Genomic DNA, 14,728 nt, shown 5'->3' on the forward strand with positions numbered 1-14,728 from the left:
GAGCGGTGACACACGGCCGCAACTCGTCTTTCGTAATCGGGGCGCATGGTTGATCGTTGGGCCGTGCATCGATGACGGACGTCAGGGGGCACACGATGACGATCAGCCGTAGGGATCTGCTGGCCGCAGGGGCGGGCGCCGGGGTGCTCACGGCCTGCGGGTCCAACACCGGCCGGGGCGGCGGTGGTCCGGGGCCGCAGCTGACGCAGTGGTACCACCAGTACGGCGAGCCCGGAACCGAGCGGGCCGTGCGGCGGTACGCGGCCGGCTTCGGCAGGGCACGCGTCTCGGTGCAGTGGCGGCCGGGGAACTACGACCAGCAGACCGCAGCCGCACTGCTCACCGACTCCGGGCCCGACGTCTTCGAGGTCAACGGGCCCACCCTCGACCAGATCCGGGGCGGGCAGGTGCTCGACCTCACCGACCTGGTGCGGGAGGTGAAGGACGACTTCAATCCGGCCGTGCTCGCGCCGAAGACCCACGAGGGCAGGGTCTACGGCATTCCGCAGGTCATCGACATGCAGATGCTCTACTACCGCAAGAGCCTGCTGGAGGACGCCGGTGTCGAGCCGCCCGCCACCCTGGACGCCCTGGTCGACGCCGCGCACCGGCTCACCACCGGCAAGGTGAAGGGGCTCTTCCTCGGGAACGACGGCGGAGCGGGCGTGCTCGGCGGGACCCCCCTGTACGCGGCCGGATTCCGGTTCGTCGGCGACGACGGCGAGGTCGGCTTCGACGACCCCGCCGCCGCCCGCACCCTCGGCAAGCTGCACCGGCTGTACGCCGACAAGTCCCTGCTCCTCGGCGCGCCCAGCGACTGGTCGGACCCGTCCGCCTTCGTACAGGGGCTGACCGCGATGCAGTGGACCGGGCTGTGGGCGCTGCCGCGGATCCGCGAGGAACTCGGGGACGATTTCGGGGTGCTGCCCTTCCCGCGCGACGGGAGCCACGGGCGGCCCTCCGTGCCCATCGGGGCGTACGGCGCCGCCGTCAGCGCCCGCAGCCGGCACGAGGAGCCGGCCAAGGAGTACGTGAAGTGGCTCTGGGTCGAACGCACCGACCACCAGGAGGACTTCGCGCTCTCCTACGGGTTCCACATCCCCGCCCGGATCTCCCTCGCCGAGAAGGCCACCGCGCTGAAGCACGGTCCCGCCGCCGACGCCGTTCGCTTCACCACCGACCACGGCTACGCCCAGCCGCTGCTGTGGACCCCGGCGAGCCAGACCGCCTACCAGGACGCGCTCAGCCGGATCATCAGGGACGGGGCCGGCCCGGAGCCGGAACTGCGGGCCGTCGTACGGAAGGTGTCGGCCGAACTCGACCGCGTGAAGAAGACGTCGTGAGGCGGCGTGCGGCGCTCTGGTTCTGGGTGTTCGTCGGGCCCTTCGCGTTCGGGCTCGCGCTGTTCACGTACGTCCCGCTGCTGTGGAGCGTGGCGCTCGGCTTCTTCGACGCGCACAACACGGTCACGCCGACGCACTTCGTCGGGCTGGACAACTACACGGCCATGCTGCGGGACCGGGCGTTCGTGGACAGCCTGAAGACCTTCGTCGTCTTCACGGCCTTCATCGTGCCCGTCACCTACGTCTTCTCCCTCTCCCTCGCCCTGATGGTCAACCGCCTCAGGGCCGCCCGGGCCTTCTTCCGGTCCGTGTTCTTCCTGCCGGCCGCGTGCAGTTACGTCGTGGCCGCGCTCATCTGGAAGATGTCGCTGTTCAACGGGGTGCGGTTCGGGCTCGCCAACACCGTGCTGGGATGGTTCGGCGGCGAACCCGTCGCCTGGCTGGCAACCACCGATCCGCCCTGGTACTGGCTGGTCATCGTGACCGTACGGCTGTGGCTCCAGGCCGGCTTCTACATGATCCTGTTCCTCGCCGGGCTCCAGCGGATCGACCCGGCGCTGTACGAGGCGGCGGCGGTGGACGGCGCCCGGCCCGGCTGGACGGTGCTGCGGCACATCACCCTGCCCCAGCTGCGGGCCACCTCGGCCGCGGTGGTGCTGCTGCTCGGCGTGGGCGCCTTCCAGGCCTTCGACGAGTTCTACAACCTGCTGTCCGACGCCCGCGGCTATCCGCCGTACGCCCGGCCGCCGTTGGTCTACCTCTACTACACCGCCCTCGGGCAGGGGCAGAACCTCGGGCTCGGCAGCGCGGGCGCGGTGATCCTCGCGCTGGTCATCGCAGTCGTCACGGTGGGGCAGGCGCGCTGGCTGCGGCTGGGGAGGACGGACGGCGATGGATGACGCCCTGGTACGGGCCGGGCGGGCGCTGCGGCTGGTGCTGCTGATCGCGCTCGCCCTGCTCTTCCTGATCCCCTTCTACCTGCTCGTGCGCAACGGGCTGGCCGACGAGAAGGAGATCACCTCCCCCGAGTGGACCTTCCTCCCCCGCCACCTGCGGTGGGGCAACGTCGGCGAACTGTTCGGCGACCCGTCCGTGCCGTTCGCCCGGTCCCTGCTCAACTCCGCGCTGATCGCCGTCGCCACCACCCTCGGCACCCTGCTCCTCGCCTCCCTCGCCGGGTACGGCCTCGCCCGCATCCCCTACCGCCACGCGAACAAGGTCTTCTACGCCGTGCTGGGCACCCTGCTCGTCCCGGCGGCCGTCACCTTCGTGCCCAGCTTCGTGCTGGTGTCGTCGCTGGGCTGGGTCTCCACGCTGCGCGGACTGATCGTGCCGACCCTGTTCCCGGCCTTCGCCTGCTTCGTGTTCCGGCAGTACTTCCTCGGCTTCCCCCGGGAGCTGGAGGACGCGGCACAGGTGGACGGGCTCGGGTACTGGCGGACGTACTGGCTCGTCGTCGTCCCGGGCGCCCGTCCGGTGTTCGCGGCCGTCGGGACGATCGTGTTCCTCGGCGCGTGGAACTCCTTCCTGTGGCCGCTGGTGATCGGGCAGGACCAGAACGCCTGGACCGTGCAGGTGGCCCTGTCCTCGTTCACCACCGCCCAGGTCGTACGGCTGCACGAACTGTTCGTCGCGGCGGCCGTGTCGATCCTGCCGCTGCTCCTGGTGTTCCTGTGTTTCCAGCGGTGGATCGTGGCCGGGGTGGAGCGGTCCGGGATCGACTGACGCGGCCGGAGTCAGGCCGTGGCGCCGCCGTCGATCACCAGGTCGGCGCCGACCACCGAGGCCGCGTCGTCCGAGGCCAGGTACAGCACGGCGGCGGCCACCTCCGCGACGGTGGAGACCCGGCCGAGCGGCACCTCGTCGCGCATGCGCGCGGCCCGTCCGGCCTCGGTCTCCCCGTCCCGGAACGACATGTCCGTGGCGGTGGGGCCGGGGCTGACGGCGTTGACGCGCACACCGTCGGCGATGTGGTCCAGGGCGGCGGCGCGGGTGAGGACGGACACGGCCGCCTTGCTGACGGCGTAGCCGGCGGTGCCGGGCCGCCTGCTGTGCACGCCGATCCGGGAGGCGATGTTCACGATGGCGCCGCCGTCCGGCTGGGTGCGCATCTGCGCGATCTCGGCCTGGAGGGCGAGGAAGACACCGGTGACGTTGATGTCGAGCATCCGGCGCCAGTCCTCCTCGGCCAGGTCGCCCACGGACCGCCCCCGGCCCTGAAGGACCCCGGCGTTGTTCACGGCCACGTCGAGGGAGCCGAAGCGGTCCACGGTGGCGTCCACCAGGGCGCGCAGATCGTCGGCGCGGGAGACGTCGGCGGTCACGGCGAGCCCCTTGCCGCCCTCGGCCTCGATCAGGGCCACGGTCTCGTCCAGCGGTTCCCGGCGCCGGCCGGCGACGACGACCCGGGCGCCCTCCCGGGCCAGGGCGAGGGCCACCCCGCGGCCGATGCCGGAGCCGGCGCCGGTGACGAGGGCGGTCCGACCGGAGAAGCGGTGCGTCATATGAGGTTCCCTTTTCTGGAACGAGAGGTTCAGTATGAGGGTGGGAAAAAACGCGCCCTCAGGAGCGCGCCTTGCGTAATCAGCGCGTCCGGGAGGCGCGGCCGGCAAGCGCGTTCTCCGGGGCCCTGCTCAGGCGTCCAGCAGCGCCAGGGCCTGCTCCGCCGCGTCCCGGACCCTGGCCGGGTCCGTCGAGGCCTTGCCCACCACCCGCAGGCCCTGGAGCAGGACCAGCAGCATGCGCGCGAGGGTCAGCGGGTCGCGGTCCCCGGCCAGCTCGCCCCGCTCCTGGGCGCGGACGAGGGCGGAGTGCAGCAGGGTCTCGACGGTGTCCCAGCTGCGCTCCACCCGGCGGGCGGCCTCCCGGTCGTGCGGGGCCAGCTCGACCGCCGTGTTCGTGACCAGGCAGCCCTGCTCCCGCGTCGCCTCGGCGGCGGCCTCGGCGGCGAACCGCCGGACCAGCCCGCGCACGGCCGGCAGTACCGGGCCGGGCCGGGACAGCTCCCGCGTCAGCACCGGGTCCTGCGTCTGCCCGTAGCGGTCCAGTGCCCGCAGGTACAGCTCGTGCTTGCTGCCGAACGTGGCGTACAGGCTGGCCTTGCCGATGCCCAGGTGCCCGACCAGGTCGGCCATCGACGTCGCCTCGTAGCCGCGCCGCCAGAACAGCTCCAGGGCCGACTGGAGCGCCGCGTCGGGGTCGAATTCCTTGGGTCGGGCCATGGAGGCAGGCTAGGCCCATCTGAACCGATCGGTCAAGAAACTGCCATGGCGACGAAGGGCTCGCGAGGGCGCCGCGCGCGTTGTGGCCCCCGGTGGCAGCATGGAGGGCCATGCGTGCCGCGTACATCGAGCAGCCGGGTCCCCCGGACGTGATCCGGTACGGCGAGCTGCCCGCGCCCCGCCCCGGCCCGACCGACGTCCTGGTGGACGTGCTCGCCACCGCCGTGGACCCGGTGGACGCCCTCGTCCGGTCGGGAGCCTTCCGTACGGCCCTGGACTTCCCGTTCGTCATCGGCCGGGACCTGGTGGGGACGGTCGCGGAGACCGGGCCCGGTGTGACCGGCTTCCGGGCCGGTGACCGCGTGTGGTGCAACAGCCTCGGGCACGAGGGACGGCAGGGCGCGGCCGCCGAGCAGGCGGTGGTGGCGGCCGACCGGCTCTACCCCCTGCCCGCCGGCGTCGACCCGGACCTCGCCGTGGCCGCTGTGCACCCGGCCGCCACCGCCTACCTCGCCCTGTTCGTCCACGGCCGCCTCCGCCTCGGCGAGACCGTGCTGGTCGTGGGCGCCGCGGGCAACGTCGGCAGCGCCCTCGTGACGTTCGCCGCGCGGGCGGGGGCCCGGGTCCTCGCCACGGCCGGCGCCCGGGACGCCGGGTACTGCGCCCGGTCCGGCGCCGCCGAGGTGTTCGACTACCGCGACCCGGAGCTGACCGGGCGGATCCACCGGGCGGCGCCGGCCGGTGTCGACGTGTACCTGGACACGGCGGGCGTGAACGACCTGGAGACCTCGGTCGGCCTGCTCGCCCGCCGTGGCCGGGTGGTGCTGCTCGCCGGTGCGGGGACCCGGCCCGTGCTGCCCGCCGGACCGCTGTACATGAACGGCGGCTCCGTCGTGGGCTTCGTCATCTCGCACGCGACGACCGTCGAACTCGCCGCCGCCGCGAGAGCCGTCAACGACCTGCTCGGGCAGGGGCAGCTGCGCCCCCGGACCCTGGAGGTGCTCCCGCTGGGCGCCGCCGCCGAGGCGCACGCGCGGATGGAGCGGGGAGAGCTGCGGGGCCGCCGGGTCGTGCTGCGCACGGACCCGGCCTGACCCCGCCCGGTCCGCCGGTGGCGCTACAGGGCCCGCACCTCGTACGCCGTCACCCGCACCGACTCGTCGTCCAGGCACTCCCCGGTGAGCAGGTCGAAGCGCTGCTTCAGCAGCGGGGACGCCACGAACGGGCGGCCCCGGTGGGTGCCGGTCAGACCGCGGGAGAGGACGGCGGCGCCGGTGAAGGGGTCGCGGTTGCCGACGGCGTACAGCCGGTCCGCGCGGTCGCGGAAGAGGGCCACCTGGCGGCCGTCCGGCAGCAGGGCCGCCACTCCGCGGCCCGGGACCAGCAGGCTCAGGTCGCAGACCGTGAACCAGTCGTCCGCCAGCCGGAGCTGGACCTTCAGGTCGGTCGTCTCGACTGTCAGGGTCATCGCTGGGCGCTTCCTTCCAGGACGTCGTCGGCGGGCCGCAGGCCGATGGCCAGCAGCGGCAGGTCGGGCTTGATCTGGTCGCGCTCGGGGACGAAGGAGACGACCGGGTCCGGGGTGTCCGGGGCGTTCACGAAGGACACGAACCGGGCCAGCTTCTCGGGGTCGTCGACCGTCTCCGCCCACTCGTCGCGGTAGTTCGCGACGTGCGCCCGCATCAGCCTCTCCAGCTCGTCGCAGATGCCGAGCGAGTCGTGCACCACCACGTCCCGTACGTGCTCCAGGCCTCCCGGGAGCCGCTCCAGCCAGGTGCTGGTGCGCTCCAGACGGTCGGCCGTACGGATGTAGAACATCAGGAACCGGTCGATCAGCCGGACCAGCTCCGCGTCGGACAGGTCCTGGGCCAGCAGGTCGGCGTGGCGCGGGGTGGCGCCGCCGTTGCCGCCGACGTACAGGTTCCAGCCGCCCGAGGTGGCGATCACCCCGAAGTCCTTGGACTGGGCCTCCGCGCACTCCCGGGCGCACCCGGACACCGCCGACTTCAGCTTGTGCGGGGACCTCAGGCCCCGGTAGCGCAGCTCCAGGTCGATCGCCATGCGGACCGAGTCCTGCACGCCGTAGCGGCACCAGGTGGAGCCCACGCAGGACTTCACGGTGCGCAGCGACTTGCCGTAGGCGTGGCCGGACTCGAAGCCGGCGTCCACCAGCCGGGCCCAGATCAGCGGGAGCTGTTCGACACGGGCCCCGAACATGTCGATCCGCTGTCCGCCGGTGATCTTCGTGTAGAGGCCGAAGTCCCGGGCGATCTCGCCGAGCACGATCAGCTTCTCCGGTGCGATCTCCCCGCCGGGGATGCGCGGCACCACCGAGTACGAGCCGTTCTTCTGGAGGTTGGCGAGGAAGTGGTCGTTGGTGTCCTGCAGCGCTGCCTGCTCGCCGTCCAGGACGTAGCCGCTCGCGCCGATCACCGGGGCGAGGGAGGCGATGATCGAGCCGACGGCCGGCTTGCACACCTCGCAGCCGTCCCCGCCCCGGGCGCCCTCGCGGCCGTGGCGGTCCAGCAGCTCCCGGTACGACGTGAGGCGCAGGGCCAGGACGATCTCGTACAGCTCCTCGCGGGTCTGGGCGAAGCAGCCGCACAGGCCCTTGTCGACCTCGACGCCGGACGCCTCCAGCTCGGCCTCGACCAGCCGGCCCAGCACCTTCACGCAACTGCCGCACGTGGTGCCGGCCTTGGTGCACTTCTTCACCTCGGGCACCGTGGTGCACCGGTGCTGGGTGACCGCCTCGCGGATGGTGCCCTTGCGGACGTTGTTGCAGGAGCAGACGATCGCGTCGTCCGGCAGCGCGGTCACGCCCAGCTGCGCCCCCGGGTCGGCCCCGGCGGGCAGCACGAGCGACTCGGGGGAGACGGGCGGCACCGAGCCGGTGAGCGCGCGCAGGGTGCCGTAGGCCTCCGCGTCGCCGACCAGGATGCCGCCGAGCAGCGTGCCGTCGGCGCCGATGACCAGCTTCTTGTACAGGCCCGCGCGGGAGTCGGAGTAGACGACGTCCAGGCAGTTCTCGGTGGTGCCGTGCGCGTCGCCGAAGGAGGCCACGTCGACGCCGAGCAGCTTCAGCTTGGTGGACAGGTCGGCGCCGGTGAAGGAGGCCTCGTCGGCGGCGATGGTCGCGGCGGCCGTCTCGGCCTGCTCGTAGCCCGGCGCCACCAGGCCGTAGACCCGGCCGTCGGCGGCCAGCGCGCACTCGCCGATCGCGAACACGTGGGGGTCGGTGACGGTCCGGCACTGCTCGTCCACCGCGATGCCGCCGCGCTCGCCGACCGTCAGGCCCGCGGCGCGGGCCAGCTGGTCGCGGGGGCGGACGCCGGCGCTGAACACCACCATGTCGGTGGCGAGTTCGGAGCCGTCGGACAGCTTCATGCCGGTGACGGCACCGGAGCCGTCCGTCACGACCTCCTGGGTGCCCACACCGGTGTGGACGGTCAGGCCCATGTCCCGGATGGTCCGCAGCAGGGCCGCGCCGCCCCCGTCGTCCACCTGCACCGGCATCAGGCGCGGCGCGAACTCCACGATGTGCGCGTCGAGTCCGAGCCCCTTGAGCGCGCCGGCGGCCTCCAGGCCGAGCAGGCCGCCGCCGACCACGGCACCCGTCCGCGCCCGGGTCCTCGCGTACTCCTCGATCGCCAGCAGGTCCTCGATGGTCCGGTACACGAAGCAGCCCGTGGCGTCCTTGTTCGGCACCGGCGGCACGAACGGGTAGGAGCCGGTGGCCAGGACGAGGACGTCGTAGTCCACGGCCAGGCCCGAGCGGGCGGTCACCGTGCGCGCCGCGCGGTCGATCGTCTCCGCCGGGTCGCCCAGGTGCAGCTCGATGCCGTGGTCCTCGATGAACCGCATGTCGGTCATGGAGAGGTCCTCGGGCGTCCTGCCGGAGAAGTACGAGGTCAGCTGGACGCGGTCGTACGCCGGACGCGGCTCCTCGCACAGCACGACCACGCGGTGCGTGGCGGTCAGGCCGCGCTCGGCGAGCGCCTCGAGGAAGCGCTGGCCGACCATGCCGTGGCCGACGAGCACGATCGTGGGGGTGGCCCCCGGGGTGGCGGTCATTCAGGAGCCTCCATCGTTGGTGAGCAGGTGGAGCAGGGGGCCGTCGTCGGGGAGCGGCTCCGCTCCCTCCCAGGCGCGGGCGAGCGCGCCGACGGTGCCGAGTTCGCCGACGAGGACCCCGCCGACCAGGCGGTCGTCGCGGACGACGACCTTGCGGTAGGTGCCGCGGGTGGCGTCGGCGATCCGCACGACGTCGTCACCCGGGAGCGGCTCGGTCTCGCCGAACGCGGCGAGGTCGAAGGGGGAGCCGGGGCCGGTGAGGGTCAGCCGGGTCAGCGAGCGGGTGCCGGTGTAGCGGGCACGGGAGTCGCCCGCGAGCAGCTCGGCGAGCGCGTCGGCCTGTTCCAGGGCCGGGGCGGCAAGGCCGTAGACCGTGCCGTCGTGCTGGGCGCAGTCGCCGATGGCGTGCACGCGCGGGTCGGAGGTGCGCAGCTCGTCGTCGACGAGGACGCCCTTGCGGACGGCGATGCCCGCCTGTTCGGCGAGACCCGTGCGGGGCCGCACCCCGCAGGCGAGGACCACGAGGTCGGCGCCGAGCGCGTACCCGTCGGCCAGTTCCACCGAGCGGACCGTGCCGGCGACGCAGCGCACGTCCCGCACCCGGCACTCGGTGTGCACCTCGACGCCCAGGTCGGTCAGGTGCCGCAGCACCAGCCGGGAGGCGTCCGGGTCGAGCTGGCGCTCCATGAGCCGCTCGGCCTGCTGGGCGAGCACCACCTGGGCGCCGCGCACGGCGAGCGCGCGGGCCGCGGAGACGCCGAGCAGCCCGCCGCCGATGACGACCGCCCGCACGCCGGGCCGCACGGCACCGGCGAGGCCCAGGCAGTCGTCCATGGTGCGGAACGCGTGGACGCCCTCGGGCAGCCGGTGGCCGGGTGCGAACAGGCCGCGCAGTGGGGGCAGCACCGGGTTGGAGCCGGTGGCCAGCACCAGCGCGTCGTACGCGATGCGCGTGCCGTCGGCGCAGGTGACGGTGCGGGCGGCCCGGTTGATGCCGGTGACCCGGGTGCGCAGCAGGCCGGCGGGCGGCGGGAGGGCGATCACCTCCGGGGCGTACCGGCCGGCCAGCACCTCGGCCAGCAGCACCCGGTTGTACGGCGCGTGCTCCTCCTCGCCGACGAGCAGCGCGGGCGTGCCCAGTTCGCCGAGCCGCCGGGCGAGCCGTACGCCCGCGAGCCCGGCGCCGATCACCACCACACGCGTATCCGAGGTCATGTCCCGAGCGTGCGTCCCCGACGTTACCCGGCGGCATCACGTCTGTTTCCCGGGAGGAACGCTGCCCTCAGTGGACCGGGGCGGGGGGTGTGAGGGGGTTGCGCGGGGCCGGGGGGTGTGAGGCGGGGCCGGCCCGGCGGCGGCGAGGACGCGCTCAGCGGGTGCGCAGCAGGTCCACCAGGCCGGTGGTGTCCTCCGTGGCGTGGCCCGCCGCCGCCCGTTCGCGCATCAGGTCCAGGAACGGGGTGAGCAGTTCCGTGCTCACGCCCTGTTCTCCGGCCGTGCGCAGCAGCGTCCCGCTGCCGGCGACCTGCATGCCCAGGTGGGAGACGACCCCGGTGGTGTAGTCACCGGACGAAAGCCGGCCGGCCGTCTCCTCGGCCGTGCCGGCCATCGCGTTCAGCCAGGGCACGAGCAGCGCGGCGAAGTCCCCGGGCGCCACCCGCGTCCCGCGCAGCAGCGCGAACGCGTGGGTGACCCCGGCGAACATGCCGTACATCGCGCTCAGCAACGCCACGTCCTGCAGCGCGGCGAGACCGGGGTCGGCACCGACGTACTCGGTGGCGGCCGGGACGGCGAGGGCGGCCCGGTGCTCCTCGAACAGCTCCGCGTCGCCGCTGTAGAGGACGAAGGCCCCGGGCGCGCCGATCATCGGCGGTACGGCCATGATCCCGCCGTCCAGGAACCGGGCGCCCCGCTTCTCGGCCCAGGCGGCGCGTTCCCGGGCGTCGGCGGGGGTGCCGGTGGTGAGGTTCACCAGGTCCCGGCCGGCCAGCTCGGCGGAGTCCAGGGCGGCGCCCACCGAGGCGTCGTCCAGCAGACAGGCCACGACGAGCCGGCTCGCGGCGACCGCCTCGGCCGCGCTCCCGGCCGCCACCGCGCCCTCGGCGGTCAGCGCGGCCGTCCGCCCGGGCGTGCGGTTCCACACGGTCAGCGGGTGCCCGGCGGCGAGCCAGGCCCGCCCGAGCGCGGTGCCCATCGCACCGGTGCCGAGCAGGGTCAGGGGAGTGGGGGACGCGGGGGAAAGGGAGGTGTCGGTCATGGCGACTAGGCTCGCCCGTGGAGCCGCCGCGCAGAAGTACGTACTTCCGAGTGGGTGGTTACCGGCGGGAAAGCATGCGGGTCGGAAGGGGGAGGACCATGCCGGTGGGAAGGCGGCCGGGGGCGTACCTGTGCGGGACCGACGCGGCGATGGACATCATCGACGGCAAGTGGAAGGTGTCGATCCTGTGGGTGCTCGGCGAGCGCGGTACGTGCCGCTTCGGTGAGCTGCGCCGGCGGCTGCCCGGCGTGACGGAGAAGGTGCTCGCCGCGCAGCTGCGCGAACTGGAGGCCGACGGGGTCGTGCACCGCGAGGAGTACGACGAGGTGCCGCCGCGCGTCGAGTACACGCTGACCCGGAGCGGTCTCCAGCTGAACGAGGCGCTGGAGCCGCTCGGCAGCTGGGGCAGGAGACACGTCCTGGGCGGGGCACCGGCGCCGCACTGAGCGGTCCGGGGGGCCAGGGCCTCGCGTGGGACCGTGCCGGGCTCGCGGGTCCCTGATCCGGCCTGGTCCCGGCGGAAGACCCCGGGCGCTCAGCGGCTGCCCGTCAGATGGGCGAACACCACCACGTTGCCCTGGTAGCCGGTGGCCCTCGAGTAGCCGCCGCCGCAGGTGATGACGCGGAGTTCGGGGCGGCGGGCGGCGCCGTACACCTTCTCGTCGGGGAAGTCGTGCGCCGAGTACACCTCCACCGCGTCCACGGTGAACACGGCCACCGAGCCGTCCCGGCGGTCCACCTCGACGCGGGCGCCCCGCTTCAGCGCGCCCAGGTCGTAGAAGACGGCGGGGCCCTCGGTGTTGTCGACATGGCCGGCGACGATCGCGGTGCCCGTCTCGCCGGGAGTGGTGCCGGCCTCGTACCAGCCGGCCAGGTTCTTCTCCTTGGCGGGCGGCGCGTCCAGGCTGCCGGAGCGGGTCAGGGCCAGGCCCACCAGGGGCGCGTTCACCCGGATCGCGGGGATGCGGATGCGCAGGGGCGGGGACGGCGCGAGACCGGGCGCCCCGGCCCGCGTACCGCCCGGGTCGGGGCGGCCCTCGGCGGCGGACGGCTGTGGCGGGGTGTGCGGGCCGGTGCCGCCGCCCAGCAGCCACACGCCGGAGCCGAGGGCGACGAGGGTGACGGCGGCTATGGCGGTGTCGCCGAGCCGGGCGGCCCTGGCGCCGCGGGCGGTCCCGCGGTTCCCGGCGGCCTTGCGCATGCCAATCCCCTCTCCCGGGGGCGTGCCCCCGAAGGGCCCCTTCCCCCTCCGGGCCGCGAGGGGCGTCGGACCCGGAGGGGGCGGGATGTTGCGGTACCGGCGGACGGACAGCGGAGGGTGTCCGTCAGATCCCGTCGCCTCTCGCCCGGCGATGCAGGAGCCAGGTACCGCCCGCGGCGGCGACGGCCAGTGCCGCCACGCCCGCCGCGGTCTGCACGGGGTCGGGGCCCAGTCCGCCGCCGACCCCCGTCTTCACGCTTCCTCGCGGCAGCACCTGCTGGTGCACCGCGCTCAGGGCCACCACCAGGTCGCCCGCCACCTGCCGGTCGCCCTCGGCGCACCGGGCGACGATCTCGTAGGTCCCCGGCTGCGCGCCGGGCGGCACCCGGAACTGCCCGATCGCCTCGCCCTCGTGCGCGGTGGGCGCCAGCATGAACGTGCCGGCACCGACCGCTCCCGCGTCCCCGGTCGCGGGTCCCGTGTCCCCGCACGCGGCCGTGTTCACCGTGACCCGGCCGCCGGGTGCCACGGTCGTCGGGTACAGGTCCAGACGGCCGGTCCCGGCCGCGTGGGCGGGCGCCGCGGTGGCCACGGCGAGCGCGGTACCGGCCAGCAGACGGGCAGTGCGTCGCATGGTGCTCCCCAGGGCTTGTCCGACTCGTCCAGGGGTGCGCCCCTGCCCTTCCGAGGTAAGTCGCACTCGCGGGGATCCGCTTGCCGAGGCGGCGCCGGCAATGCGGTGAACGGGTGGCGCGAAAGGCCCCCCACACGGCCCAGCCGGAGCGTGTTCCGGCAGGTCAGGGCCGTGTGAGGGGCCGGGTACGAAGAGCACACGATTGGCCCACACCCGCCGGGGGAGGCCGTGGGCTCAGTTCACGTTGACCGCGCTCCAGGCGGCGGCCACCGCGTTGTACTCGGTGCTGCCCGCGCCGTAGAGGTCCTTGGCCGCGTTGAGGGTGGCCGTGCGCGCGCCCGCGTAGTTGGTCGAGGAGGTCATGTAGACCGTCAGCGCCCGGTACCAGATCTTGCCGACCTTGTCCCGGCCGATGCCGGTGACCGTGGAGCCGTTGTACGTCGGCGAGTCGTAGCCGACGCCGTTGATGGTCTTGGCACCGCTGCCCTCGGCGAGCAGGTAGGCGAAGTGGTTGGCGACGCCCGAGGAGTAGTGGACGTCCAGGTTCCCGACCGACGAGCTCCAGTAGTCGGCCGAACTGCCGTCCTTGGACGGCTTGTCCATGAAGCGCAGGGCCGCCTTGCCGAAGCCGGGCTTCACGATCTTCTCGCCGATGAGGTAGTCACCGGTGTCGGAGGAGTTGTCCGCGTACCACTCCACCATCGTGCCGAGGATGTCGGAGGTGGCCTCGTTCAGCCCGCCCGACTCGCCCGAGTAGGTCAGCGCGGCGGTCTTGGACGTCACGCCGTGGGTCATCTCGTGCCCGGCGACGTCCAGGGCGACCAGCGGCCCGAAGGTGGTGCCGTCACCGTCGCCGTAGGTCATGCAGAAGCAACTGTCGTCCCAGAAGGCGTTGTTGTAGTTGCTGCCGTAGTGGACGCGGTTGTACGAGCCCTTGCCGTCGCCGGCGATGCCGTTGCGGCCGTGGACGTATCTGTAGTAGTCCCAGGTCTCGTCGGTGCCGTACTGGGCGTCGACGGCGGCCGAGGCGCGGTCCGCGGTGGTGCCCGAGCCCCAGTGGTTGTCGGCGTCCGTGAACAGGGTCGCGGGGGCCCGGCTGAAGCAGATGCCGAAGATGCACAGGTCGGTCTTGCCCTCGGCGTCACCGGTGTAGGTGTTGCCCCGCGTCGGGTCCTTGAGCTGGTACGAGGTCCCCGACTGGGTGGTCTCCAGCGGAACCGTGCCGCTGTAGAGGCCCTTGCCGTCGCCGGTGGCCGTCTCGATGCTGTCCCAGGCGTCGATCTGCGCGCCGGTGCGCGCGTCGGTCAGCACGGTGCGGGCGACGGGGTTGCCGAGCGAGTCCAGGGCGGCCGCGTCGGTGCGCCAGGCCAGCTTCGGGCTGCCGTGCAGGGCGTCGACCACCAGCACCGGCTTGGCCTTGGCCTGCTTCAGCGTCGTGCGGGGGTGGGCAGCGCGCAGGGCGCTCACCGCGAGGCCGGCGGCCTTGGGGCCGGAGACCCGCGGGGTGACGGAGGGCACGGAGACCGCCTGCCGGGTGGCGCGGTCGGCGCCGCGGTAGGCGCCGTCGGGGGCGAGGTGGACGACGAAGTCGCCGCCCAGGACGGGAAGCTGACGGTAGGTGCGGTCGTAGCGGACGTGCTGGGTGCCGTCCTTGTCCACGATCACGTCCCGGACGCTGGTGTCCTGGGGCGCGGTGAGGCCCAGGGCCGTCGCGTGGGCCAGGAGGGCCGAGGCCGCGTTCTCGACCGCGGTGGCCCGGGTCGGCCGGGCGTCGGCGTGGGCGGCGGGGGAGAGGGCGACGGCCAGCAGGGTCGCGGTGGTCAGGGCGACACCGGCGGTGGCTGTGCGGCGGGTTCCTCGGACGTGCTGCCGTATCCGGCTCATCTGTCTCCTCGGGGAGGCGCCAGGCTGGGAGTGGGGTGGCGCTGACGTGTCACCGAGATTTAAGAGGGCATGACATGTCATGTCCATAGCGCGTTCATGGATCTTCGGGGAGAT

At 73.5% G+C, this 14,728-nt stretch carries 14 protein-coding genes; 5 read left to right on the forward strand and 9 right to left on the reverse strand.

The annotated features are described in order from the left end of the window. Positions 1 to 95 precede the first annotated feature (95 nt). From LG395_RS33015 to LG395_RS33025, 3 genes are read left to right on the forward strand one after another with little or no spacing between them, the layout of a single operon-like run. Positions 96 to 1,343 (forward strand): ABC transporter substrate-binding protein, encoded by a 1,248-nt coding sequence (locus LG395_RS33015; RefSeq protein WP_225812295.1) that lies wholly within the window; start codon positions 96 to 98, stop codon positions 1,341 to 1,343. Beyond that, positions 1,340 to 2,242: a carbohydrate ABC transporter permease gene (locus tag LG395_RS33020; RefSeq protein ID WP_225812296.1), complete on the forward strand. Its 903-nt coding sequence runs from the start codon at positions 1,340 to 1,342 to the stop codon at positions 2,240 to 2,242. Before LG395_RS33015 ends, LG395_RS33020 begins: the two co-directional genes overlap by 4 nt. Next, complete coding sequence (locus tag LG395_RS33025; protein WP_171156561.1) at positions 2,235 to 3,068, forward strand: carbohydrate ABC transporter permease; 834 nt, start codon at positions 2,235 to 2,237, stop codon at positions 3,066 to 3,068. Before LG395_RS33020 ends, LG395_RS33025 begins: the two co-directional genes overlap by 8 nt. A gap of 11 nt (positions 3,069 to 3,079) precedes the next feature. On the opposite strand, the gene LG395_RS33030 is transcribed toward LG395_RS33025, so the two are convergent. After that, positions 3,080 to 3,847 carry an SDR family NAD(P)-dependent oxidoreductase gene (locus tag LG395_RS33030; protein ID WP_171156563.1) on the reverse strand — a complete coding sequence of 256 codons (768 nt, stop codon included), beginning with the start codon at positions 3,845 to 3,847 and terminating at the stop codon, positions 3,080 to 3,082. A 129-nt stretch (positions 3,848 to 3,976) separates the two neighbouring features. Further along, entirely contained in the window at positions 3,977 to 4,564 is a 588-nt protein-coding gene (locus LG395_RS33035) for a TetR/AcrR family transcriptional regulator (RefSeq protein ID WP_171156565.1), read from the reverse strand. Positions 4,565 to 4,674: 110 nt separating this feature from the next. Here LG395_RS33035 and LG395_RS33040 point away from each other — a divergent pair, with 110 nt between their 5' ends. Beyond that, entirely contained in the window at positions 4,675 to 5,658 is a 984-nt protein-coding gene (locus LG395_RS33040; RefSeq protein WP_225812297.1) for an NADPH:quinone reductase, read from the forward strand. Between the two features lie 23 nt (positions 5,659 to 5,681). Here the strand turns inward: LG395_RS33040 and nirD are convergent, their stop codons facing one another. The 4 genes from nirD to LG395_RS33060 form a co-directional block, all read right to left on the reverse strand. After that, complete coding sequence (gene nirD / locus LG395_RS33045) at positions 5,682 to 6,032, reverse strand: nitrite reductase small subunit NirD (protein WP_171156569.1); 351 nt, start codon at positions 6,030 to 6,032, stop codon at positions 5,682 to 5,684. Next, on the reverse strand, positions 6,029 to 8,638 hold the full coding sequence (gene nirB / locus LG395_RS33050) for a nitrite reductase large subunit NirB (RefSeq protein ID WP_225812298.1): 2,610 nt from the start codon (positions 8,636 to 8,638) through the stop codon (positions 6,029 to 6,031). Before nirB ends, nirD begins: the two co-directional genes overlap by 4 nt. After that, a complete protein-coding gene (locus tag LG395_RS33055; RefSeq protein ID WP_225812299.1) occupies positions 8,639 to 9,853 on the reverse strand; it encodes an NAD(P)/FAD-dependent oxidoreductase in 1,215 nt (404 codons plus the stop codon). It abuts the gene before it with no gap. 154 nt (positions 9,854 to 10,007) lie between these two features. Further along, a complete protein-coding gene (locus LG395_RS33060) occupies positions 10,008 to 10,895 on the reverse strand; it encodes an NAD(P)-dependent oxidoreductase (protein WP_225812300.1) in 888 nt (295 codons plus the stop codon). 98 nt (positions 10,896 to 10,993) lie between these two features. Here LG395_RS33060 and LG395_RS33065 point away from each other — a divergent pair, with 98 nt between their 5' ends. Further along, on the forward strand, positions 10,994 to 11,341 hold the full coding sequence (locus tag LG395_RS33065; protein ID WP_171156577.1) for a winged helix-turn-helix transcriptional regulator: 348 nt from the start codon (positions 10,994 to 10,996) through the stop codon (positions 11,339 to 11,341). Positions 11,342 to 11,430: 89 nt separating this feature from the next. Here the strand turns inward: LG395_RS33065 and LG395_RS33070 are convergent, their stop codons facing one another. The 3 genes from LG395_RS33070 to LG395_RS33080 all read right to left on the reverse strand — a co-directional run bounded on the left by LG395_RS33070 (position 11,431) and on the right by LG395_RS33080 (position 14,614). Next, on the reverse strand, positions 11,431 to 12,096 hold the full coding sequence (locus LG395_RS33070; protein ID WP_225812301.1) for a class F sortase: 666 nt from the start codon (positions 12,094 to 12,096) through the stop codon (positions 11,431 to 11,433). Positions 12,097 to 12,220: 124 nt separating this feature from the next. Further along, complete coding sequence (locus LG395_RS33075; RefSeq protein ID WP_171156581.1) at positions 12,221 to 12,730, reverse strand: hypothetical protein; 510 nt, start codon at positions 12,728 to 12,730, stop codon at positions 12,221 to 12,223. A 234-nt stretch (positions 12,731 to 12,964) separates the two neighbouring features. Then, positions 12,965 to 14,614, reverse strand: coding sequence for a M4 family metallopeptidase (locus LG395_RS33080; protein ID WP_225812302.1), 1,650 nt, complete (start codon positions 14,612 to 14,614; stop codon positions 12,965 to 12,967). Positions 14,615 to 14,728 lie beyond the last annotated feature (114 nt).

This window comes from Streptomyces spinosus (assembly GCF_020400655.1).
In the GTDB taxonomy this organism is placed as follows: Bacteria; Actinomycetota; Actinomycetes; order Streptomycetales; family Streptomycetaceae; genus Streptomyces; species Streptomyces argyrophylli.